The organism is Billgrantia lactosivorans, from assembly GCF_003254665.1.
GTDB lineage: Bacteria > Pseudomonadota > Gammaproteobacteria > Pseudomonadales > Halomonadaceae > Halomonas > Halomonas lactosivorans.
Genome location: NZ_QHGY01000004.1, coordinates 86,931 through 108,475, shown reverse-complemented (window position 1 = coordinate 108,475; position 21,545 = coordinate 86,931). Strand labels below are relative to the sequence as shown.

20 protein-coding genes are annotated in these 21,545 nt (G+C 68.8%); 15 read left to right on the top strand and 5 right to left on the bottom strand.

Annotation, left to right across the window (positions count from 1 at the left end; translation table 11 throughout):
- The first annotated feature begins 14 nt into the window (after nucleotides 1–14).
- From DIS04_RS11000 to leuA, 3 genes are all read left to right on the top strand, one after another.
- On the top strand, nucleotides 15–1,058 hold the full coding sequence (locus DIS04_RS11000; RefSeq protein WP_111413827.1) for a M4 family metallopeptidase: 1,044 nt from the start codon (nucleotides 15–17) through the stop codon (nucleotides 1,056–1,058).
- Nucleotides 1,055–1,414, top strand: coding sequence for a protealysin inhibitor emfourin (locus tag DIS04_RS10995; RefSeq protein ID WP_162623045.1), 360 nt, complete (start codon nucleotides 1,055–1,057; stop codon nucleotides 1,412–1,414). The genes DIS04_RS11000 and DIS04_RS10995 overlap by 4 nt, the downstream gene beginning before the upstream one ends.
- Before the next feature lie 306 nt (nucleotides 1,415–1,720).
- Entirely contained in the window at nucleotides 1,721–3,427 is a 1,707-nt protein-coding gene (gene leuA / locus DIS04_RS10990) for a 2-isopropylmalate synthase (protein ID WP_111413825.1), read from the top strand.
- 37 nt (nucleotides 3,428–3,464) lie between these two features.
- On the opposite strand, the gene epmB is transcribed toward leuA, so the two are convergent.
- Entirely contained in the window at nucleotides 3,465–4,511 is a 1,047-nt protein-coding gene (gene epmB / locus DIS04_RS10985; RefSeq protein ID WP_111413824.1) for an EF-P beta-lysylation protein EpmB, read from the bottom strand.
- A gap of 102 nt (nucleotides 4,512–4,613) precedes the next feature.
- Here epmB and efp point away from each other — a divergent pair, with 102 nt between their 5' ends.
- The gene (efp, locus tag DIS04_RS10980) at nucleotides 4,614–5,180 is read left to right on the top strand and encodes an elongation factor P (RefSeq protein ID WP_111413823.1); all 567 of its coding nucleotides are present in this window, start codon (nucleotides 4,614–4,616) and stop codon (nucleotides 5,178–5,180) included.
- A 108-nt stretch (nucleotides 5,181–5,288) separates the two neighbouring features.
- Nucleotides 5,289–6,275: an EF-P lysine aminoacylase EpmA gene (epmA, locus tag DIS04_RS10975; protein WP_111413822.1), complete on the top strand. Its 987-nt coding sequence runs from the start codon at nucleotides 5,289–5,291 to the stop codon at nucleotides 6,273–6,275.
- Between the two features lie 6 nt (nucleotides 6,276–6,281).
- Here epmA and asd read toward each other — a convergent pair whose 3' ends face one another.
- Genes asd through rsgA form a run of 3 tightly spaced genes read right to left on the bottom strand, consistent with a single transcriptional unit; the run spans nucleotide 6,282 to nucleotide 9,077 of the window.
- Nucleotides 6,282–7,142 carry an archaetidylserine decarboxylase gene (gene asd / locus DIS04_RS10970; protein ID WP_111413821.1) on the bottom strand — a complete coding sequence of 287 codons (861 nt, stop codon included), beginning with the start codon at nucleotides 7,140–7,142 and terminating at the stop codon, nucleotides 6,282–6,284.
- 30 nt (nucleotides 7,143–7,172) lie between these two features.
- Nucleotides 7,173–8,003 carry a sulfurtransferase gene (locus tag DIS04_RS10965; RefSeq protein ID WP_111413820.1) on the bottom strand — a complete coding sequence of 277 codons (831 nt, stop codon included), beginning with the start codon at nucleotides 8,001–8,003 and terminating at the stop codon, nucleotides 7,173–7,175.
- Nucleotides 8,004–8,042: 39 nt separating this feature from the next.
- Nucleotides 8,043–9,077, bottom strand: coding sequence for a small ribosomal subunit biogenesis GTPase RsgA (gene rsgA / locus DIS04_RS10960; RefSeq protein ID WP_111413819.1), 1,035 nt, complete (start codon nucleotides 9,075–9,077; stop codon nucleotides 8,043–8,045).
- A gap of 87 nt (nucleotides 9,078–9,164) precedes the next feature.
- Between rsgA and orn the strand changes: the two genes are divergently transcribed.
- Nucleotides 9,165–9,749, top strand: a complete 585-nt coding sequence (orn, locus tag DIS04_RS10955) for an oligoribonuclease (RefSeq protein WP_111413818.1) — start codon at nucleotides 9,165–9,167, stop codon at nucleotides 9,747–9,749.
- Between the two features lie 160 nt (nucleotides 9,750–9,909).
- Here the strand turns inward: orn and queG are convergent, their stop codons facing one another.
- On the bottom strand, nucleotides 9,910–11,001 hold the full coding sequence (queG, locus tag DIS04_RS10950; RefSeq protein WP_111413817.1) for a tRNA epoxyqueuosine(34) reductase QueG: 1,092 nt from the start codon (nucleotides 10,999–11,001) through the stop codon (nucleotides 9,910–9,912).
- A 101-nt stretch (nucleotides 11,002–11,102) separates the two neighbouring features.
- Here queG and DIS04_RS10945 point away from each other — a divergent pair, with 101 nt between their 5' ends.
- The 9 genes from DIS04_RS10945 to hflC all read left to right on the top strand — a co-directional run bounded on the left by DIS04_RS10945 (nucleotide 11,103) and on the right by hflC (nucleotide 21,421).
- Nucleotides 11,103–12,665 (top strand): NAD(P)H-hydrate dehydratase, encoded by a 1,563-nt coding sequence (locus DIS04_RS10945; RefSeq protein ID WP_111413816.1) that lies wholly within the window; start codon nucleotides 11,103–11,105, stop codon nucleotides 12,663–12,665.
- Entirely contained in the window at nucleotides 12,646–13,146 is a 501-nt protein-coding gene (tsaE, locus tag DIS04_RS10940; protein ID WP_111413815.1) for a tRNA (adenosine(37)-N6)-threonylcarbamoyltransferase complex ATPase subunit type 1 TsaE, read from the top strand. Before DIS04_RS10945 ends, tsaE begins: the two co-directional genes overlap by 20 nt.
- 38 nt (nucleotides 13,147–13,184) lie before the next feature.
- A complete protein-coding gene (locus tag DIS04_RS10935; RefSeq protein ID WP_111413814.1) occupies nucleotides 13,185–14,621 on the top strand; it encodes an N-acetylmuramoyl-L-alanine amidase in 1,437 nt (478 codons plus the stop codon).
- Nucleotides 14,618–16,540, top strand: a complete 1,923-nt coding sequence (gene mutL, locus DIS04_RS10930; protein ID WP_111413813.1) for a DNA mismatch repair endonuclease MutL — start codon at nucleotides 14,618–14,620, stop codon at nucleotides 16,538–16,540. Before DIS04_RS10935 ends, mutL begins: the two co-directional genes overlap by 4 nt.
- Nucleotides 16,541–16,549: 9 nt before the next feature.
- Complete coding sequence (miaA, locus tag DIS04_RS10925; protein WP_111413812.1) at nucleotides 16,550–17,488, top strand: tRNA (adenosine(37)-N6)-dimethylallyltransferase MiaA; 939 nt, start codon at nucleotides 16,550–16,552, stop codon at nucleotides 17,486–17,488.
- 89 nt (nucleotides 17,489–17,577) lie between these two features.
- The gene (gene hfq / locus DIS04_RS10920) at nucleotides 17,578–17,829 is read left to right on the top strand and encodes an RNA chaperone Hfq (protein ID WP_103968388.1); all 252 of its coding nucleotides are present in this window, start codon (nucleotides 17,578–17,580) and stop codon (nucleotides 17,827–17,829) included.
- A gap of 8 nt (nucleotides 17,830–17,837) precedes the next feature.
- Entirely contained in the window at nucleotides 17,838–19,154 is a 1,317-nt protein-coding gene (gene hflX, locus DIS04_RS10915; protein ID WP_111413811.1) for a ribosome rescue GTPase HflX, read from the top strand.
- A gap of 149 nt (nucleotides 19,155–19,303) precedes the next feature.
- Entirely contained in the window at nucleotides 19,304–20,536 is a 1,233-nt protein-coding gene (hflK, locus tag DIS04_RS10910) for an FtsH protease activity modulator HflK (protein ID WP_111413810.1), read from the top strand.
- Nucleotides 20,537–21,421, top strand: a complete 885-nt coding sequence (hflC, locus tag DIS04_RS10905) for a protease modulator HflC (RefSeq protein WP_111413809.1) — start codon at nucleotides 20,537–20,539, stop codon at nucleotides 21,419–21,421.
- The last annotated feature ends 124 nt before the right edge of the window (nucleotides 21,422–21,545 follow it).

Sequence of the window (21,545 nt, the reverse complement as noted above, 5' to 3'; positions counted from 1 at the left end):
AAGGAGGGTAACGGATGACCGACCATTCAGCCTCGGGGGGGCGCAGCTTCCTGCCGCCCTACCTGCTCGAGCGAGTCGCCAGCGCCGGCTCCGATCATCAGCGGGAATGCGCCCGCCAGACCCTGTTGGTCGACCAACAGTTCCGGGCGCGCGGGGGCGCCACCGCATTGCCACCGGGGAGCCCGGAGCGCGGCGTCCCGGCCCGCTACGTGCACTCCGCCGAGCAGCGCCAGGTCCTGCCTGGCAGGCTGGTCCGGCGCGAGGGGGAGGGCGACAGCGGCGATCCCGCCGTGGACGAGGCCTATCGTGGGCTGGGCGCGACCTACCGCCTGTTCTGGGAAGCCTACGAGCGACACTCCATCGACGCCGAGGGCATGGCACTGCTGGCCACGGTGCACTACGGACGCGACTACGAGAACGCCTTCTGGGACGGCCAGCAGATGGTCTTCGGCGACGGCGACGGCGAGCTGTTCAACCGCTTCACCGTGGCGCTGGACATCGTCGCCCACGAGCTGACCCATGGCGTCATCCAGCACGAGGCGGCGCTGGCCTACGTGGGCCAGTCGGGGGCACTCAACGAGTCGCTGTGCGACGTCTTCGGCAGCCTGGCCAGGCAGCGCGAGCTGGGGCAGAGCGTGGACGAAGCGGACTGGCTGATCGGCAAGGGGCTCTTTACCGAGCGGGTCGCCGGCCGCGCCCTGCGCTCCATGGCCCGACCCGGCACCGCCTACGACGACCCCCTGCTGGGGCGCGACCCGCAGCCCGATCACATGGATGCCTTCGTCGAGACCGAGGCGGACAGCGGCGGCGTGCACATCAATTCGGGCATTCCCAACCGCGCCTTCCATCTGGCCGCCATGGCGCTGGGGGGCCGAGCCTGGGAGCGCGCCGGCCGCATCTGGTACGACACCCTCGTCGATCGTCGCCTGGAACAGGACAGCGACTTTGCCGCCTTCGCCGCGCTGACCCTGGACAATGCCGAGCGCCGCCACGGCGCCTCGAGCCAGGAAGCGACGGCGGTGCGCGAGGGCTGGCGTCGCGTCGGGGTGCTGTCGTGAGCCAGCCGCCTCGCTTGACGCCTGGCAGCGTGGTCCGTCTGCGGCGCGAGGGGGGGGTGGCCCACTTTCCTGGCCTGTCGCAGCCACGCTGCATCCGCTGCGACCGCTACAGCGAGGCGCAGCGCGACGAGCTCTGGCAACTGCTGTCGCGTGCCGAAGCCGAAGCCGAAGCCGAAGCCGAAGCCGAAGCGGGGCGGGCGCCCGGCGCCGACCGGCGCCGGTTCCGGCTGAGCGTGGAAGACGCCAACGGCGCCGCGAGCTGGGCGGTGGCGGTCGCCGAGGAGGCGCTTCCGCCGGGCTTGATCGAGTGGTGGCGAAGGGCCGAGACGCAAGCGGAAAACGGGAGTGCGCCTTGACAAGCGCCGCGCATGCTGATTTTCTAGGGAGCATGAACACGACATTTTGCTACCTCAGCCTGAACCTACGACTACTAGCCGGCCTTTGAACGCCGGAGCGATGCGTCGTGCATCGCCTTCTTGTCCAGGTCAGTCGAGGTACCGAAATGTCTACCACCCGAATCGCTTTCCGCCATGTACGTCATTCCGTCGCGACCATTGTCGGTCGCGGCCCTTGTAGCGCCTCTTGCTCCGACGCCCCGGCATGCACCATGCAGCCGGGGCGTCGTCGTTTCTGAACGCCGCCAGCCCAGGGAGACCACCGCCATGATGCTCGACAACCCCGCCGCCAAGTACCGTCCCTTCGTCGCCGTCGACCTGCCCGATCGCCAGTGGCCGAATCGGCGCATCGAGTCGCCGCCGCTGTGGTGCAGCGTCGACCTGCGCGACGGCAACCAGGCGCTGATCGACCCCATGGATCAGGAGCGCAAGCAGCGCTTCTTCGACCTGCTGGTGAAGATCGGCTTCAAGGAGATCGAGGTCGGCTTTCCCTCGGCATCGCAGACCGACTTCGACTTCGTGCGCGCGCTGATCGAGCAGGGCAAGGTGCCCGACGACGTCACCATCCAGGTGCTGACCCAGGCGCGCCCGCACCTGATCGAGCGTACCTTCGAGGCGCTGAAGGGTGCGAAGAACGCCATCGTCCACGTCTACAACGCCACCGACCCGGTGTTCCGCCGCGTGGTATTCGACGTCAGCAAGGAGGAGTGCATCGGCATCGCCGTGGACGCCACCCGGCAGATTCGCGAGCTGATGGAGGCCGCGCCGGAGACCCGCTGGACCTTCCAGTACTCGCCGGAGCTGTTCACCACCACCGAGATGGACTTCGCCAAGGAGGTGGTCGAAGCGGTGATGGAGGCCTACGGCGCCACGTCCGAGAAGCCGATGATCGTCAACCTGCCGGCCACGGTGGAGGCGGCCACGCCCAACAACTACGCCGACCAGGTCGAGTGGTTCTGTCGTAACGTGAAGCACCGCGACCACCTGATCGTCAGCGTGCACCCGCACAACGACCGCGGCACCGGCGTGGCGGCGGCGGAGCTCACCGTGATGGCCGGCGCCGACCGCGTCGAGGGCACCCTGTTCGGCAACGGCGAGCGCACCGGCAACGTCGACATCGTGACGCTGGCCATGAACCTCTACACCCAGGGCGTGCATCCGGGGCTCGATTTCTCCAACATCACGCCGATCATGCGCGAAGTGGAGTACTGCAACCAGCTGCCGGTGCACCCTCGCCACCCTTACGTCGGCGACCTGGTCTTCACCGCCTTCTCCGGCTCCCACCAGGATGCGATCAAGAAGGGCATGGCCGAGCGCCGCGCCAATCCGGACGCCATGTGGGAGGTCCCCTACCTGCCCATCGACCCGCTCGACGTGGGCCGCAGCTACGAGGCGGTGATCCGCGTCAACAGCCAGTCGGGCAAGGGCGGGGTCTCCTACCTGCTCGAGCAGGAGCACGGCATCGAGCTGCCGCGCCGGCTCTCGATCGAGTTCAGCCAGGTGGTGCAGGAGGTCGCCGACCGTACCGGCAAGGAGATCACCTCGCAGATGATCTACCAGGCCTTCGCCGACGAGTACCTGACGCGCACCTCGCCCTATGCACTGGTCAGTCATCGCCTCTCCTCCGAGCCCGACAGCCCCCGGGTGAAGCTCGAGGCGACCGTCGAGGAGCGCGGCGAGCGGCGCAGCATCGAGGGCGAGGGCAACGGCCCGCTGGCGGCCTTCATCAAGGCCCTGGCGGCGGCCGGCCATGACGTGGAGATCATCGACTACCACGAGCACTCCCGCGGCCAGGGCGCCGACGCCGAGGCGATCGCCTACGTGGAGGTGCGCATCGACGGCAAGGCGGTGTTCGGCGTGGGTACCGACGAGAGCATCACCAGCGCCTCGATGAAGGCAGTCATGAGCGCCATCAACCGGCATGTCTCCAACGAACCGGCGGCGGCCAACGTGACCGCGGCGACGCTGGCGTAATCGGCGTTGCCTCAGCCTGCCGGCGAGGGTCTGGGCCCTACAGCGGCGTCTTGCTTGCCGCGCCGGGTATTTCCCTGACCAGGCGCGGCAGCAAGAAGCCCGGCAGCACCTCTCTGAGGCCCGCGACCAGCTCGCGGGCCTCTTCGTCGGGCACGTCGAAGTGGGCTGCGCCCGCCACCGGGTCGAGCACATGCAGGTAGTAGGGCAGCACGCCGGCCTCGAACAGCCGCTCGGAGAGCTGGGCCAGTGCCTCCACCGAATCGTTGACGCCGCGCAGCAGCACGCTCTGATTGAGCAGTGTCACGCCGGCTTGCTTGAGCCGTACGCAGGCCGCGACCACAGCGTCGTCGATCTCCTGGGCGTGGTTGATATGCAGCACCATCACCTTCTGCAGCCGGGTGGCGCCGAGCCAGCCGAGCAGGGCGTCGTCGACCCGGTCGGGAATGACCACCGGCAGGCGGGTGTGCAGGCGCAGGCGCTTGAGGTGAGGGATGGCCTCGAGGCGTTCGACGAGCCAGGCGAGCTGGCGGTCGCTGGCGGCCAGCGGGTCGCCGCCGGAGAGGATCGCCTCGTGGATCGAGGTGTCCTGGCGCAGCGCTTCGAGCGAGCGCTCCCACTGGGCGCGGGAAGGGCTGTTGTCGCCATAGGGGAAGTGGCGACGGAAGCAGTAGCGGCAGTTCACCGCGCAGGCGGGGCTCGCGATCAGCAGCACGCGGCCGGCGTACTTGTGGATCAGCCCCGGTCCTGGCGTGTGCTCGGCCTCTTCCAACGGGTCGGTGACGTAGCCGGGCACGCTCTCGCCCTCGGCGATGCGCGGCAGCACCTGGCGCAGAAGTGGATCGTGAGGATCGCCGCGGCGCATGCGCGCCAGGAAGGCCTCGGGCACGCGCACCTCGAAGAGGGCATGGCCCGCCTCGGCGCCGGGCAGCCAGGCGTCGTCCAGCCCCAGGCGCCGGCACAGCTCGCGCGGGTCGCGGATCGCCCGCGATAGCTGGGTCTGCCAGGCGCTAGGCAGCGACAAGGTCGTCACGTCAGCGCCCGGCGTATCCGGTCTCTGCAAAAGGGCGGAGCTTCGGGTTATCATGCGGCACACCAGTCACTAAGGGGCGAGGGCTCGACTCCTCGTCGATTCGGTTTCTTGCACGCCGCAGCCAGCTGCGGCGTGCCCGATCATTCGAGAGGCAACATGGCTAGCTATTCTACCAACGAATTCAAGGGCGGTCTGAAGGTGATGCTGGACGGCGATCCCTGCGCGATCGTCGAGAATGAATTCGTCAAGCCGGGCAAGGGCCAGGCGTTCAATCGCGTGAAGCTGCGCAACCTGATCACCGGCCGTGTGTGGGAGCGTACCTTCAAGTCGGGCGAATCCCTCGAGGGCGCCGACGTGGTGGACCTCGAGATGGAGTATCTCTACAACGACGGCGACATGTGGTACTTCATGAAGACCGACGGCTCCTTCGAGCAGTACGCGGTGGAGAAGAAGGCGCTGGGCGATACCGCCAAGTGGCTAAAGGAGCAGGTGGCCTATACCGTGACGCTGTGGAACGACAACGCCATCAGCGTGACGCCGCCCAACTTCATCGAGCTGGAAGTGGTCGAGACCGACCCGGGCCTGAAGGGCGATACCGCCCAGGGCGGCTCCAAGCCGGCCACGCTCTCATCCGGCGCCGTGGTGCGGGTGCCGCTGTTCATCAACCAGGGCGAAGTGCTGAAAGTCGATACGCGCTCTGGTGAGTACGTCTCGAGAGCATAAGAGATAGCCCAGCGTGCGGCGCCTGTCGCCGGAACAGCCGCACTCTGCCACCGCCTCCACGCAGGCCACGCTGATTCGGCGTGGCCTTCCTTGTTCTGGAGACCTCTCATGGCAACCGACTGGCGGCCCACGGCGAGTATCGAGACGCTGCGTCAGCGGGCAAGGCTGCTGGCCGCGGTGCGGGCATTCTTTGCCGAGCGCGGCGTGCTGGAGGTGGAGACGCCGGTGCTGGGTCACGGCGGCAGCACCGACGTGCACCTGGCCTCGCTGTCGCTCGAGGCGACCACCCCGGCGGGGCGCGAGCGGCTGTGGCTGCAGACGTCGCCGGAGTTCCACATGAAGCGGCTGCTGGCCGCCGGCAGCGGGCCGATCTTCCAGCTGGCAAGAAGCTTTCGCGACGGCGAGGTGGGCAGCCGCCACAACATCGAGTTCACCATGCTGGAGTGGTATCGCCCGGGCTTCTCCCTCGACGAGCTGATCGAGGAGACCGTGGCGCTGATTCATCAGGTGCTCGGTTCAGCACTGGGGGGGGAGGCGGGCCCGTTGCGCCGCCGACGCTACCGCGAGCTGTTCCGCGAGGGGCTGGGACTCGACCCCTTCAGCGTCGATCTCGCGGAACTGCGGCGACTGGCCGGCGAGCGGGGCGGCCTCGACATGCGCGATGCCGAGCGCGACGGTTGCCTCGACCTGCTGATGAGCCTGGCCATCGAGCCTACGCTTGGGCACGAGGGGGTCGACGTGGTGGTGGACTACCCGGCCAGCCAGGCGGCCCTGGCGCGGCGCCATCGCGATCCGGAGGACGGCGAGTGGGTCGCCTCGCGCTTCGAGGTCTATCTCGCCGGGCTGGAGCTCGCCAACGGCTACGACGAGCTCACCGAGGCCGACGAGCAGCGTGCGCGCTTCGCCGAGGACAACGCCGTCCGGCGCCGCCTGGGCCTGCCCGCAGTGGACGTCGACCGGCGCCTGCTGGCCGCGCTGGAGCACGGCATGCCGGCCGGCAGCGGCGTGGCGCTGGGCATCGACCGGCTGATTCAGCTGGCGCTAGGGAAAACGAGCGTGGCGGAGGTCATGGCCTTCGCCACACCGCGCTGCTGAAGGTGCCTAGACGAAGTCGGGTGTCTGTGACTGCGGCAAGCCACCCAGCGACTGGCCCATGCTGACCTTGGTCTTGGGGGCCAGGCCGGTATCGAAATCGACCCTGCCGGCGAAGGCCATCACCACCGTGGAGCCGAGCTTGAAGCGGCCCATCTCCTCGCCGCGCTCGAGGCGAATCGGCTTGTCGAAGCGCACGCGCTGCACCTGGCCCGAAAGCGGCGTGATCTGCCCGGCCCATACCGTCTCGATGGCGGCCACGATCATCGCCCCGACCAGCACCACGGCCATGGGGCCGTATTCGGTATCGAAGTGGCACACCAGGCGCTCGTTGCGCGCGAACAGGTTGGGCACGTGGTCCGTCGTGGCCGAGTTGACCGAGAACAGCCGCCCCGGCACGTAGACCATCTCGGTCAAAGTGCCGGCCAGCGGCATGTGCACGCGATGGTAGTCCCGCGGGGAGAGATAGACGTTGGCGTAGCTGCCGCCGCTGTAGCGCCGTGCGGCCTCGGCGTCGCCGCCGAGCAGGTCGACCACGGAGAAGCGGTGGCCCTTGGCCTGCAGCAGGCGGTCGGCTTCGATGGGACCGAACTGGGAGATGTTGCCGTCGGCGGGGCACAGCAGGCCCTCGCCCAGCGGGCGGGCCTCGGGCTTCAGCGCCCGGGTGAAGAAGTCGTTGAAGGTGGCGTAGGCCGTGGGGTCGGGCTCGGCGGCCTCGCGCATGTCGACCTCGAAGACCTTGATGAAGGCGCGGATCAGCGCGTTCTTCAGCCAGCTGAGGCGACATGCGGCGACAAAGCCCACCAGCCGCGACAGCAGATGGTGGGGGATCGGGTACTGGATCAGGGCGAAGCACTTGGCGAGAGACAAGGGACAGACTTCCTGGTAGTGAAGGCGGGTTTACGTTTCTTTCGGCGTATCGTCGCGGTTGCCCCACTCCTGCCAGGATCCGGCGTAGCCGCGAATGTTCTCGAAGCCCAGGGCCTTGCCCACCAGCCAGGTGAAGCCGCTGCGGTGGTGGCTCTGGCAGTGAGTGACCACTTCCATGTCCGGCGTGAGCCCCAGCGCCTCGAGTTCGGTGATCAGTTCGGCGTAGTCGCGGATGCGCAGCGCTCGCTCCCGGTCCATCGCCTCGGTCCACTCCATGTTGACCGCGCCGGGGATGTGCCCGAGGTACCGGTTCTCGCCCTTCTCGCCGCGATATTCGGCCGGCGAGCGGGCGTCCCATACGGCGAAGCCCTTTTCGCCCAGGCGCTCCTGCAGTTCGAAGCGGTCGATGGCGACCTCCGGGTGCAGGATCTCCGCCTCGTAGTCGCTCGGCGTGGCGACTGTCGGTTCGTGGGCGACCGGCTGGCCGGCCTGGCGCCAGGCGTGGATGCCGCCGTTGAGGTAGGAGTAGCGGGTGTGGCCGATCAGCTCCAGGGTCCACAGCAAACGCCCGGCCCAGCCGCCGCCCTCGTCGTCGTAGGCCACCACGTGGGTGTCGCGGGTCAGGCCGAGCGAAGAGAACAGCTGCGACAGCGCCTCCGGGCTCGGCACCTCGTTGGGCACCTCCCCCTCACCGCGCAGCAGGCGGCGAAAATCGAGCAACACGGCGCCGGGCACGTGTCCCTCCGCGTAGCTCTCCGCCTTGAGCGGGACGTCGACGATCAGCAGTTGGGGGTCGCCGAGATGCTCGGCGAGCTGTTCGGGTTCGACGATCAGCGGCAGCAGATTCTCTTCGGAACTCATCACGCTCTCCTTATCCTCAATCTCGCGGTGCGGGCCTGTTCAGGTCACGTCGAGACTATCGACGATATGGCGGTAGCTGGCAAAGCGATCGGGATGAATGTCGCCGCGCTCCACGGCCTCGAGCAGGGCGCAGCCCGGCTCGTGGCGGTGACGGCAGTCGCGGAAGCGGCAGCGGCCGAGGAGGTCGCGAAACTCGGGGAACCCCTCGGCCACCTGCTGCTCGTCGAGATGCACCAGGCCGAACTCGCGGATGCCGGGGGAATCGATCAGCTCGGCGTCGTCGGCCGCCGGCAGCCGGTAGAGGCGCGCCGTGGTGGTGGTGTGGGTACCCTTGCGCGAGTCCTTCGACAGCTCGCCGATGCGCAGCGATTCATCGGGCAGCAGGCGATCGATCAGCGACGACTTGCCCACGCCGCTCTGGCCGACGAACACCGAGGTGCGTCCGGCGAGGCGATCGAGCAGGGCATCGAGCCCGTCGTCGCGGGCAGTGGTCGTGGCCACCACCGGATAGCCCAGCGCCTCATAGCGGGCCAGCAGCGCACGCAGCTCGCCGCCGTCGTCCGGCAACAGGTCGATCTTGTTGAGTACCAGCACCGGGGCGATGCCGGTAGCCTCGGCGGCGACCAGGTAGCGGTCGATCAGGTTGGGGTGCGGTGCCGGCTCGACGGCGAACACGATCAGGAGCTGGTCGATGTTGGCCGCCACCGGCTTGAGCTGGCCGCGGGGGTCGGGGCGCTCCAGCACGTTGTCGCGCTCGCCGCGGGCCACTACCACGCCTTCGACGAGGTTGCCCTCGGCATCCTGGGTGGCGCGCCAGACGACCCGATCGCCGGTTACCAGCCCCTCGAGGTTGGCACGCAGGTGGCAGCGCACGACCGACCCGTCGCCCTCGCCCTGCACGTCCAGCGTGCGGCCGAAGTGGGCGATGACCCGGCCGGGTCGCTCGGGGCCGTACTCCCCGGCGGCGAGCTTCTGCGAATCCTGGGCGTCGCGCTGATCGGCGCGCCGGGACCGTTCGGCCTGGATCTTCTCGATCCGCCAGCGCTGCTGGCGGCTCAGCTTGCGTTTGCTCATGGGCGCCCGAAGGTCGTTACAATAGCGGCATTGTACCCAGCACGGACCGGCCTGTCCTGCCGAGCCCTTCAAACCGGAGCCTGACCCATGCCCAACTCCCCCGAGCCGCGCGACGATCTGCTGGTGTGGATCGACCTCGAGATGACCGGTCTCGAGCCCGAGCGCGAGCGCATCATCGAGGTGGCGACCCTGATCACCGACGCCGATCTCAACCTCGTCGCCGAAGGGCCGGTGATCGCCGTGCACCAGCCCGACAGCCTGCTCGCCGCCATGGACGAGTGGAACCAGAAGACTCACGGCGAGTCGGGCCTGGTCGAGCGGGTCAAGCAGAGCCGCGTCGACACCGCCGAGGCAGAGCGCCAGACCCTCGAGTTCCTGAGGCGACACGTGGTGCCCGGCGCCTCGCCCATGTGCGGCAACAGCGTGCATCAGGATCGGCGTTTCCTGGAGCGCGAGATGCCCGAGCTGCTGGCCTTCTTCCACTACCGCAACCTGGATGTCTCGACCCTCAAGGAGCTGGCCAAGCGCTGGAACCCCGGGGCGCTGGCCGGCTTCAGCAAACGCAACACGCACCAGGCGCTTGACGACATTCGCGAGTCGCTGGCCGAGCTGGCGCACTATCGCAATACCTTCCTGCGGCTGGCCGGTAGCGAGCGCGACGAAGAGGAGTGAGCAACAAACCTGGCTCAGCCCTTGGAGGCATGAGTCGGAGCTGTCATGCGAAGGATTTGGCCGTGACGACAATACGAGCGAAATGAGGCGTAGTAGGCATACCCGGCTTGTGACACTTCGAGGTGAGCTGTCCCCGGAAAAGCCGCGGTTCAGCCACCAATCAGACGCGGGCGATGACTCTGCTACGCTTTTCCCGCTGCCGCTCGAGCGCCCAGCGCACGTGCTCGCGCACCAGGTCGGAGGGGTAGGCGAGGCGGGCGCGCAGGGCTGCCTCCACGGCTTCGCTCCAGGGGGCGTTGCCCAGCCCCACCGCCAGGTTGCGCAGCCAGCGCTCGTAGCCGATGCGACGGATCGGGCTGCCGGCGGTCTTGTCGAGGAACTCCTCCTCGCCCCAGCCGAACAGCGACACCAGGCTGGCGCGGTCGAGGTCGTGGCGTGGGGCGAAGTCGTCCTCCTGCGTGGTGCGGGCGAAGCGGGTGAAGGGGCAGACCAGCTGGCAGTCGTCGCAGCCGAACACGCGGTTGCCCATGGCCTCGCGAAAGTGCTCGGGGATACTGCCGAACAGCTCGATGGTGAGATAGGAGATGCAGGCGCGAGCGTCCACCACCTTGTCCGCGACGATGGCGCCGGTAGGGCAGGCGGTGCGACAGGCGCTGCAGCTGCCGCAGTGCTCGCCCGCGAAGGGTGGGTCGACGGGCAGCGGCAGATCGACATAGAGCTCGCCGAGAAAGAACAGCGAGCCGGCACGGGGATTGAGCAGCATGGCGTTCTTGCCCACCCAGCCGAGCCCGGCCTTGCGCGCCAGGGCGCGCTCCATGACCGGGGCCGAGTCGACAAAGGCGCGGTAGCCGAAGGGGCCGGCCTTCTCCTCGATCCACCGGGCCAGGGTGGCCAGGCGCTTGCGCATCAGCTTGTGATAGTCGCGGCCCACCGCGTAGCGCGAGACATAGGCCCGCTCGGGCTGGCCCAGCACCTTGGCGTTCTCGACCTCGGCGGGCAGGTAGTCCAGGCGCACGCTGATGACGCGCAGGGTGCCGGGTACCAGCTCCTCCGGCCGCGTGCGCTTGCTGCCGTGCTTGGCCATAAAGCCCATCTCGCCGTGGTAGCCGGCGTCGAGCCAGCGCTGCAGGTGGCGCTCGTCCTCGGCCAGGTCGACATCGGCGATGCCCACCTGCTGGAAGCCGAGTTCGCGCCCCCAGGTCTTGATGGTCGTGGCCAGGGCACCGAGGTCCAGGGTGGCGGATTGGGGCATGATCGAGAAAAAACCGGGCAAAAACGTAGCGGGGGGATTGGCTTGGGCGCCGCGGCGCTTACACTCCCCATGATAAAGCAATGCTGGCTGGGAGACACGGGATGTCCGGGAAGCGTTCCAACGTACCAAGCGTCGCACTGCGGCCGCTGTACCGCGCCGAGCAGGTGCGCGAACTCGACCGCCGCACCATCGCCGCCGGGATCGAGGGCTTCGCGCTGATGCAGCGGGCGGCCACGGCGGCCTGGCAGAGCCTCAAGGCGCGCTGGCCCGGCGTGAGGCGGATCACGGTGCTGTGCGGCGGCGGCAACAACGGCGGCGATGGCCACGTGCTGGCGGCGCTGGCGGCGGTGGCCGGGGTCGAGGTCCAGCGCATTGCGCTGAAACCGCCGCAGGCGCTCGAGGGCGATGCGGCGCGTGCCGCCGAAATGGCCAGTGCCGCGGGGGTCGGCCTCGAGCCCTGGCGCAAGGGCGTCGCTTTCACCGGCGAGGTGATCGTGGATGCGCTGCTCGGCACCGGCCTCGGTGGCGAGGTTCGCGGTGAGTTCCGCGCGGCCATCGAGGCGATCAATGCCAGCGGCCTGCCGGTACTGGCCATCGACATTCCCTCCGGGCTCGCCGCCGATACCGGGGCCGAGCTCGGCGTGGCGGTGCGTGCCACGCGCACCGTGACCTTCATCGGCGACAAGATCGGCCTGCATACCGGGCGCGCACCGGCGCTGAGCGGCGAGGTCCACTTTCGTGCCCTGGGCGTCGACGCACGCCGCCACGCCGACCTGCCGCCGGCCGCGGAGCTGCTCGACACGGCGCTGATCGAGGCCTGGTTGCCGCCGCGCGCGCGCGACGCCCACAAGGGCGCCATGGGCCACGTGCTGATTCTGGGCGGTGCGCCGGGCTTCGGCGGGGCGGCGCTGCTCGCCGGCGAGGCAGCGGCACGTCTGGGGGCCGGCAAGATCAGCCTGGCCACGGCGCCCGAGCACGTCACCGCCTGCCTGACCTACCGACCCGAGGTGATGGTCCACGGCTTGCGCGGTGCCGCCGAACTCGGCGAGTTGCCGGGCAAGGCCGGGGTGCTGGTGGTCGGCCCGGGGCTGGGCCAGGGCGCCTGGGGGCAGGGCATGCTGCAGGCGGCACTGGCAGAGACCAAGCCCCTCGTGGTCGACGCCGATGGCCTCAACCTGCTGGCCGCGCATTTCGCCGGCCGGCAGCGAGACGACTGGATCCTGACGCCTCATCCGGGCGAGGCGGGCCGGCTGCTGGGCTGCAGCGCGGCGGAGGTGGAGGCCGACCGCCCCGCGGCGGCGCGCGAGCTGCAGCGGCGACATGGCGGGGTGGTGGTCCTCAAGGGGGCCGGCAGCCTGGTGGCGGGGCCGCATGGCATGGCAGTGTGCCCCTACGGCAACCCGGGCATGGCCTCCGGCGGCATGGGCGACGTGCTTTCCGGCATGCTCGGGGCACTGCTGGCCCAGGGGCTGCCGCTGGAAGCGGCGGCCAGGCTCGGCGTCACCATCCATGCCCTGGCGGCCGACATGGCGGTGCGCGACGCGGGGGAGCGTGGTCTGCTGGCTGCCGATCTGGCATCCTATGCCCGAGTCATCGCCAACCCTGGGTTCGAGCCGGGGATTCATTCGCTTGCAGGGGGCCGTGATGCGCCTACGACTCGATGACGAAGACCGCCAGATCGTCTTCGGGCAGTGCCTGGGGGCGGCCATGGGAGGGCGGGGACGTATCTATCTCGAGGGCGAGCTGGGGGCGGGCAAGACCACCCTCACCCGGGGCATCCTGCGTGCCCTCGGGCATGGCGGCGCGGTCAAGAGTCCCACCTACACGCTCGTCGAGCCCTACGAATTGGCGGGCGGGCGGGTCTACCATTTCGACCTCTACCGCCTGGGCGACCCCGAGGAACTGGAGTTCATCGGCGGACGCGATCTGTTTGCCGACGATGCGCTGTGCATCGTCGAGTGGCCCAGCCGGGGCGAGGGCTGGCTGCCCACAGCCGATCTGCGCGTGGCTCTGAGCCTGTGCGCAAGCGGGCGGGAGGCGCGGCTGGCGGCGCATACCGAGCACGGCCGGTCGGTGCTCGAGGCGCTGGCGCGGGAGGCCGTTCTTGCCGATATGATCAGCGACGGAGAGCGTGAAACGCCGTGACGAGTACGCGAAACCTGCCCAACCGCCATTTCGGCCCAATGCTCTGTCGCGGCCTGCTGCTGGTCCTGGCGCTGCTGGCGGTCCCGCACATGCCGGCCCAGGCGGCCCAGGTCGACAACATCCGCCTGTGGGCGGCGCCGGATCATGCGCGGCTGGTGTTCGACCTCTCCGACCACGCCGAGGCCAACGTCTTCACCCTGGACGACCCGCTGCGCCTGGTGATCGACCTCGACCAGAGCGGACTCGAAACCGACCTGGCGAGCCTCGAGCTGGACGGCAGCGCCATCACCGCGGTACGCAGCGGGGCGCGCGACGGTGGCGGCCTGCGCGTGGTGCTGGAGCTCTCCCGCGAGGTGGAGCCGCGCCACTTCACCCTGCCGCCCAACGAGCAGTACGGCCACCGCCTGGTGGTCGACATGGAGTACCCCGGCGAAAGCGCGGTCCAGAACCCCATCGACCCGATCGAGGCGATGATCCGCGAGCAGGAGATCGCCGCCAACCGCCATCGCAACGAGGCCGACGGCGAGACCCCGCGCGTCGACCCCGAGGTGGTGGCCCAGCAGCCGGCGGAGCCGCATCCGCGTCGCGACATCATCATCGCCATCGATGCCGGCCACGGTGGCGAGGACCCGGGCGCCATCGGCCCCAGCGGCGTCCGCGAGAAGGACGTGGTGATGGAGATCGCCCGGCGCCTGCAGCGCCTGGTCGACGACAGCGAAGGGTTTCGCGCGGTGATGATTCGTGATGGCGACTACTACATCGGGCTGCGCCAGCGCACCCGCATCGCGCGCGAACAGAAGGCCGATTTCTTCGTCTCGATCCACGCCGACGCCTTCAACAGCCCCCGGCCCAACGGCAGCTCCGTCTATGCGCTGTCCCAGCGCGGTGCCACCTCGGAGACCGCCCAGTGGCTGGCGGCAAGCGAGAACGAGGCCGACCTGATCGGCGGTGTCGACGGCAATCTCTCGCTCAACGACAAGGACGAGGTGCTGCGCGGCGTGCTGCTGGACCTGACCATGACCGCCACCCTCAACGACTCGCTGGCCATCGGCGGCCAGGTGCTCGATCAGATGGGCCGCGTCAATCGCCTGCACAAGTCGCGGGTCGAGCAGGCCGGCTTCATGGTGCTGAAGTCCCCCGACATCCCCTCGTTGCTGATCGAGACGGGATTCATCTCCAACCCCGACGAGGAGCGTCGGCTGCGCGATTCGGGCCATCAGCAGCGGATGTCGGAGTCGATCTTCGAAGGCATCCAGGCACACTTCCGCAGCAACCCGCCACCCGCGAGCCTGCTGGCCTGGCAACGCGACAACCAGCGCACGCCCTCCGGCAACGAGTACCGTATCCAGCCGGGCGACACGCTGTCGCAGATCGCCGCGCGGCATGGCGTGCCGGTGGCGCAGCTCAAGCAGGCCAACGAACTCAACGGCGACGTGATCCGCGTCGGACAGGTACTACGGATACCCCGCTCATGACGGTAGTCGACGATACCCGGCGCATCCGCGTCCTCGATCCCAGGCTGGCCAACCAGATCGCCGCCGGCGAAGTGGTGGAGCGCCCGGCGTCGGTGGTCAAGGAGCTGGTCGAGAACGCCATCGATGCCGGCAGCCGGCGTATCGAGGTGGAGCTCGAGGCCGGCGGGGCACGGCTGATCCGCGTGCGTGACGACGGCAGCGGGATTGCCGAGGACGACCTGCCGCTGGCGCTGTCGCGCCACGCCACCAGCAAGATCGCCTCGCTGGAGGATCTCGAAGGGGTGGCGAGCCTCGGCTTCCGCGGCGAGGCGCTGGCCTCGATCAGCTCGGTCTCGCGACTCGAGCTCGTCGCCAACGTCGAGGACGATCCGCGCAGCGGCTGGCGCGTGGTGGCCGAGGGCCGCCAGATGGAGCCTCGCGTCACTCCCGCGCCCCACCCGCGGGGCACCTCGGTCACGGTGCGCGACCTGTTCTTCAATACCCCCGCGCGACGCAAGTTCCTGCGCACCGAGAAGACCGAGTACGGCCACGTGGAGGAAGCCTTCCGCCGCCTGGCGCTGTCGCGCTACGACATCGGCTGGGTGCTGCGCCACAACCAGAAGACGGTGCACCAGCTGCCGGCGGGGGACGACGCCGCCCGCCGCGAGCGACGCATTGCCGCGCTGCTGGGCAAGGGCTTCCTCGACAACGCCCTGCACCTCGATCTCGCGGCCGGCGGGCTGCGTCTGTGGGGCTGGGTCGGCCTGCCGACCCATTCGCGCGCCCAGGCCGACCAGCAGTACTTCTTCGTCAACGGCCGCGTGGTACGCGACCGCCTGGTGGCGCACGCCATCCGCCAGGCCTACCGCGATGTGCTGTTCCATGGGCGCCATCCGGTCTTCGTGCTCTATCTCGAGGTCGACCCCACGGTGGTGGACGTCAACGTCCATCCCACCAAGCACGAGGTGCGATTTCGCGATGGTCGCCTGGTCCACGATTTCCTCTTTTCCAGCCTGCACCGGGCCCTGGCCGAGGCACCGCCCGCCGCGCAGGGCGACGCTGGCGAAGATGCCGTGGGTGCGGCCGCGACAGTGGCGATGCCCGGGCACGAGCGAGCGGTGCAGGAGCCGGCCGGGCGCTGGCAGCAGCAGCCCATGCGCCTGCCCCAGGCGCCCGACGAGGGCGAGCGTGTCACGGCCGACCGCGTGCGCGCCTTCATGAGCGGCTACCGTGCGCTGCATCCCGATCACGAGGAGCGCCTGCTGACGCCGCGGCCCGCCGACGACGCGAATGTCGCCGTGGCCCCGGTGCCAGGGGGCGGGTCGCCGGCATTGCCCGAAACGGGGGAGGGCGGCATTCCGCCGCTGGGCTTCGCCATCGCCCAGCTGCACGGCATCTACATCCTGTCGCAGACGGCACAGGGCATGATCATCGTCGACATGCATGCCGCCCACGAGCGCATCGTCTACGAGCGCATGAAGGAGCAGGTGCACGGCGGGGCGCTCGAGGCGCAGCCGCTGCTGGTGCCGGTGTCGATGGCCGCCAGCCACGCCGAGGTGGCGACCGCCGAGGCGGAGCGTGACGCCTTCAGCCGCCTGGGCGTGGAGCTCGACGTGGCCGGCCCCGAAAGCCTGCTGGTGCGCCAGGTACCGGCGCTGCTCGCCGATGCCGACGTCGAGCCGCTGATCCGCGACATGCTGGGCGACCTCGAGCGCTACGGCCGTTCCGACCGCCTGGAGGCCCGCATCAACGAGCTGCTGGCCACCATGGCCTGCCACGGCAGCGTGCGCGCCAATCGCCGCCTGACCACGGCCGAGATGAACGCCCTGCTGCGCGACATGGAGCGCACCGAGCGCAGCGGGCAGTGCAACCATGGCCGCCCCACCTGGACCGAGATGTCGCTCAAGCAGCTCGATCGCCTGTTTCTGCGCGGACAGTAAGGCAGCGCCATGCCCGAAAGACGCCCCCTCGCCATCCTGCTGATGGGACCCACCGCCGCCGGCAAGACCGACTTGGCCATCGAGTTGCACGAACGGCTCGACTGCGAGCTGGTGAGCATGGACTCGGCCATGGTCTACCGCGGCATGGATATCGGCAGCGCCAAGCCCTCGCCGCAGGAACTGGCGCGCGCCCCCCATCGGCTGATCGACATCCGCGACCCGGCCGAGCCCTACTCGGCGGCGGACTTTCGCGAGGATGCCCGCCGCGAGATGCGACGAATCACCGCAGCCGGGCGGATCCCGCTGCTGGTGGGCGGCACCATGATGTACGCCAAGCGCCTGCTCGAGGGCGTGGCCAACCTGCCGGCGGCGGACCCGGCGCTGCGTGCCGAGCTGGCGCGCGAGGCCGAGCGCGGCGGCCTGGCCGGGCTGCATGCCGAGCTCGCCAGGGTCGACCCCGAGTCCGCCCGGCGCATTCACCCCAACGATCCGCAGCGCCTGATGCGGGCGCTGGAGGTCTATCGGGCCAGCGGCACGACCCTGACCGAGCTGTGGCGCCGCCAACGTCCTGAAACCTTCCCCTGGGAAGTGCTGTCGATAGGTTTCACGCCCTTCGATCGTCGAGTCCTGCACGAGCGGATCGCCGCACGCTTCGAGGTCATGCTGCATGCCGGCCTGATCGCCGAAGTCGAGGCGCTCAGGGCGCGCGGTGACCTGCACCTCGGTCTGCCGTCGATGAAAAGCGTGGGTTACCGCCAGGCATGGGAATACCTCGATGGCACGGGGGATCTCGAGCAACTGCGCCAGCGCACCATCGTGGCGACCCGTCAGCTGGCCAAGCGTCAGTTGACCTGGCTGCGCAGCTGGCCGGCGCTGCACTGGGTCGACAGCCTGAGCCGGGACGCGCTGGGCGATGTCCTGAATTTCGTGCGTGAATCGGGCTCTTAGCGTAAGATGTTGGCTTCGAGAGGCCGGGTGACCAGCCAAGCAAGAACACAACTTCCACCCCTCATGAGAACGATTTAGGGAGAGGTAACATGTCCAAAGGGCAGTCCCTTCAAGACCCGTACCTGAACATCCTGCGCAAGGAGCGCATTCCGGTTTCAATTTTCCTGGTCAACGGCATCAAGCTGCAGGGACAGATCGAGTCGTTCGATCAGTTCGTGATCCTGTTGCGCAACACCGTCAGTCAGATGGTGTACAAGCACGCCATCTCCACGGTGGTGCCTTCGCGCAACGTGCGGCTACCGCCGCAGGATCCCGCGGCCCAGCCGGACAGCAATGCGTGAGGTATTGATTGTTTTTTGAACGACCCGATGCCGGCGAGACGGCGGTACTGGTCCATGTCGACTTCCAGGACGAGCGCGAACGCGAGGATCCGGGCGAGTTCATGGAGCTGGTCCGTTCCGCCGGCGCCGAGCCGGCCATGCTGCTCAGCGGCAGCCGGCATCGGCCCGATTCGCGCACCTTCATCGGCAGCGGCAAGGTGGAGGAGCTCCGCGAGGCCCTGCAAGTGCATGGTGCCGAGCTCGTCATCTTCAACCATGGCTTGAGCCCTTCCCAGGAGCGCAACCTGGAGCGGGAACTCAAGTGCCGGGTGCTGGACCGCACGGGGCTGATACTCGATATCTTCGCCCAGCGGGCGCGTACCCACGAGGGCAAGCTGCAGGTCGAGCTGGCCCAGCTGGAGTACATGTCCACCCGCCTGGTACGGGGCTGGACCCACCTCGAGCGCCAGAAGGGCGGCATCGGCCTGCGCGGCCCCGGTGAGACCCAGCTCGAGACCGACCGCCGGCTGCTGCGGGCGCGCATCAAGGCGATCCACAAGCGCCTCGACAAGGTGCGCAGCCAGCGCAGCCAGAACCGCCGTGCGCGGGCCCGGGCGGAGATCCCCAGCGTTTCGCTGGTCGGCTATACCAACGCCGGCAAGTCGACGCTTTTCAACGCCCTGACCGAAGCCAAGGTCTATGCGGCCGATCAGTTGTTCGCTACGCTCGATCCGACCCTGCGGCGGCTGGAGGTCGGTGATGTCGGGCCGGTGGTGCTGGCGGATACCGTGGGATTCATCCGCCATCTCCCGCACAAGCTGGTGGAGGCCTTCCAGGCCACGCTCCAGGAGGCGGCCGAGGCCTCGCTGCTGGTCCATGTGATCGATGCCGCCGATCCGGATCGCGAGGTCAACGTGGCCCAGGTCGAAGGCGTGCTCGACGAGATCGGTGCCCTCGACGTGCCGATGCTCAAGGTGATGAACAAGATCGACCTGCTCGACAGTGCGCCGCGCATCGAGCGCGACGGGCAGGGCCGGCCCGAAGCGGTGTGGCTGTCGGCGCGCGACGGGCGTGGGCTCGACCTGCTCGGGCAGGCCCTTTCGGAGTGCCTGGCGGAAGACGTCATCGACTTCAGCATGCATCTGGCGCCGGAGCAGGGTCGCTTGCGTGCGGGCCTGCACGAACTCGGGGCCGTGCGAGAAGAACAGTACGAAGAGGGTGGGAAGGTGCGGCTCGAGGTGCGCCTGCCGCGCCGCGACTTCCTGCAGTTGATGGCCCGGTTGGGAGAGCGGGCGGAGGACTACCTGCCGTCCGAGCTGCACCAGCGGCCGGTGTGGGATGCATGACAACTGCGGTTGTCCTGGCCGGCTGGACGGGCATCCCCTGGTGACGATGGCGCCAGACCCCCTCGGGTGTCCCTACAGGATAGCAACCGATCTCCCCAGTCGGCCGAGCAAGACGCCGGCGGCGGGGTAACGCAGAGTGGAGACGACGTATGGCTTGGAATGAGCCGGGTGGCGGCAACCAGCATGACCCCTGGAGTGGCGGGGGGCGGCGCGGCGGCGGCAATGGCGGCGGCGGTGGGAACCGTGGGGGCAACCAGGGGCCGCCCGACCTTGACGAGGCCCTGAAGAAGTTCCAGGACAAGCTCAACAGCATGCTCGGCGGGCGTGGCGGCAAGGGCGGCGGCGGGCGTGGCGGCAAGGGCGGCGGGCGTCCGCGCAACACCTTTGCGCTGCCGGGCCTGCTGCTCGTCATCGCCCTGGGCATCTGGGGGGCCATGGGCTTCTACCTGGTCGACCAGGCCGAACGCGGCGTGGTGCTGCGCTTCGGCGAGTACCAGACGGTAGTGGGCCCCGGCCTGCACTGGAATCCGCCGCTGATCGACGACGTCCGCATGGTCAACGTCACTCGCGTGCGCTCGCTGACCCAGACCCAGTCGATGCTGACCCGCGACGAGAACATCGTCGAGGTCGAGATCTCGGCCCAGTACCAGGTCAACGACCCGCGCGACTTCGTGCTCAACGTGCGCAACCCCGAACTCTCCATCGAGAACGCGCTGGACAGCGCCCTGCGACACGTGGTGGGCGGCACGGACATGATCGAGATCCTCACCTCCGGGCGCGAGATTCTCGGCAGCTCCGTGGCCAGCCGCCTGCAGACCTACCTGGACAGCTACGGCACCGGCATTCGCCTGCAGACCATCAACATCGAATCCACCACCGCACCGGCACCGGTCATCGACGCCTTCGACGACGTGATCCGGGCCCGCGAGGATCGTCAGCGCACGATCAACGAGGGCATGGCCTACGCCAACGCCATCATCCCGGCCGCCCAGGGCCAGGCCCAGCGTCTGGTCGAGCAGGGCCAGGGCTATCGTGAATCGGTGGTGGCCGAGGCCCAGGGTCAGGTCAACCGCTTCAACGCGCTGCTGGCACAGTACCGCAACGCGCCGGAGATCATGCGCGAGCGCCTCTACATCGACGCCATGGCCGACGTCTTCGCCCGTACGCCGAAGGTGCTGGTCGACGTGAGCGATGATGCGCCGCTGATGTACCTGCCTCTCGACCAGCGCCCCGGCGGGTCCGGCGGTGATGGCAACGACGACAGCGACGACGCACGCGGCGAGAACGGCGAGCTCGACCCTCGCGTGCTCGAGCGCCTGCGCAGCGCTTCGTCGCAGCAGGGGGGTAGTAACACCGGTGGTATCCGCAGGGAGGGCCGCTAAATGGTCAACAACCGTTCCTTGATCATCGTCGGCGGCCTCGCTGCCGTTGCCTGGCTCGCCAGCAACAGCCTCTTCGTGGTCGACGAGACCGAGCGCGCCGTCAAGCTTCGCTTCGGTGAGGTCATCGAGGAGAACATCCAGTCGGGGCTGCACTTCAAGGTGCCGATCACCCAGACGGTGCGCAAGTTCGACACCCGGGTGCTGACCCTGGACACCGACCCCAGCCGCTACCTGACGCTGGAGCAGAAGGCGGTGATCGTCGACTCCTACGTCAAGTGGCAGGTGGTCAATCCCACACGCTACTACGAAGCCACCGCGGGTGACGAGACGATGGCGATTCGCTTGATTCAACCCCGAGTCGACGAAAGCCTGCGTAACGAATTCGGCCGCCTGGACCTGCAGCAGATCATCGCCGAGCGTCGCGACGACCTGATGACCGGGCCGGCCGAAGACCTCGATAACTTGATGCGCGAGGAGCTGGGCGTGGCGATCGTCGATATCCGGGTCAAGCGGATCGATCTGCCCGACGACGTCTCAACGGCGGTCTTCGACCGCATGCGCTCCGAGCGTGAGCGCGAGGCCCGTGAATGGCGTGCCCAGGGCCAGGAGGAGGCCGAACGGATCCGCGCCAACGCCGACCGTCGGCGCCAGGTGCTGCTGGCCCAGGCCACCGAGCGCGCCGAGACCCTGCGCGGTGAGGGCGATGCCGAAGCGGCCGCGATCTTCTCCGAGGCTTACGAGCAGAACGCGGAGTTCTTCACCTTCTGGCGCAGCCTCAACGCCTATCGCGACAGCTTCGACGGCGAGCGGGATATGATGGTGCTCGACTCGACCAGCGACTTCTTCCGCTACCTGCGCAGCCCCGAGGTCCAGGGCGAGGAGTGAGCCGGACAGCAGGTTGGCCGCGGCGCGGCCGACCTGCCTGCCCATGGGGCGCGGGGTTCATCCGGCCGCCAAACGTGGTAGAATCCGTCAACCGGGCGTGGCCCGGTTTTTTTGTGGGCCTTTT

Excerpts from the sequence above, each read along its gene's own strand:
- DIS04_RS11000 (WP_111413827.1), top strand. The coding sequence starts at position 15 with ATGACCGACCATTCAGCCTCGGGGGGGCGCAGCTTCCTGCCGCCCTAC.
- leuA (WP_111413825.1), top strand. The coding sequence starts at position 1,721 with ATGATGCTCGACAACCCCGCCGCCAAGTACCGTCCCTTCGTCGCCGTC.
- epmB (WP_111413824.1), bottom strand. The coding sequence starts at position 4,511 with ATGATAACCCGAAGCTCCGCCCTTTTGCAGAGACCGGATACGCCGGGC.
- efp (WP_111413823.1), top strand. The coding sequence starts at position 4,614 with ATGGCTAGCTATTCTACCAACGAATTCAAGGGCGGTCTGAAGGTGATG.
- epmA (WP_111413822.1), top strand. The coding sequence starts at position 5,289 with ATGGCAACCGACTGGCGGCCCACGGCGAGTATCGAGACGCTGCGTCAG.
- DIS04_RS10965 (WP_111413820.1), bottom strand. The coding sequence starts at position 8,003 with ATGAGTTCCGAAGAGAATCTGCTGCCGCTGATCGTCGAACCCGAACAG.
- rsgA (WP_111413819.1), bottom strand. The coding sequence starts at position 9,077 with ATGAGCAAACGCAAGCTGAGCCGCCAGCAGCGCTGGCGGATCGAGAAG.
- orn (WP_111413818.1), top strand. The coding sequence starts at position 9,165 with ATGCCCAACTCCCCCGAGCCGCGCGACGATCTGCTGGTGTGGATCGAC.
- queG (WP_111413817.1), bottom strand. The coding sequence starts at position 11,001 with ATGCCCCAATCCGCCACCCTGGACCTCGGTGCCCTGGCCACGACCATC.
- DIS04_RS10945 (WP_111413816.1), top strand. The coding sequence starts at position 11,103 with ATGTCCGGGAAGCGTTCCAACGTACCAAGCGTCGCACTGCGGCCGCTG.
- tsaE (WP_111413815.1), top strand. The coding sequence starts at position 12,646 with ATGCGCCTACGACTCGATGACGAAGACCGCCAGATCGTCTTCGGGCAG.
- DIS04_RS10935 (WP_111413814.1), top strand. The coding sequence starts at position 13,185 with ATGCTCTGTCGCGGCCTGCTGCTGGTCCTGGCGCTGCTGGCGGTCCCG.
- mutL (WP_111413813.1), top strand. The coding sequence starts at position 14,618 with ATGACGGTAGTCGACGATACCCGGCGCATCCGCGTCCTCGATCCCAGG.
- miaA (WP_111413812.1), top strand. The coding sequence starts at position 16,550 with ATGCCCGAAAGACGCCCCCTCGCCATCCTGCTGATGGGACCCACCGCC.
- hfq (WP_103968388.1), top strand. The coding sequence starts at position 17,578 with ATGTCCAAAGGGCAGTCCCTTCAAGACCCGTACCTGAACATCCTGCGC.
- hflK (WP_111413810.1), top strand. The coding sequence starts at position 19,304 with ATGGCTTGGAATGAGCCGGGTGGCGGCAACCAGCATGACCCCTGGAGT.
- hflC (WP_111413809.1), top strand. The coding sequence starts at position 20,537 with ATGGTCAACAACCGTTCCTTGATCATCGTCGGCGGCCTCGCTGCCGTT.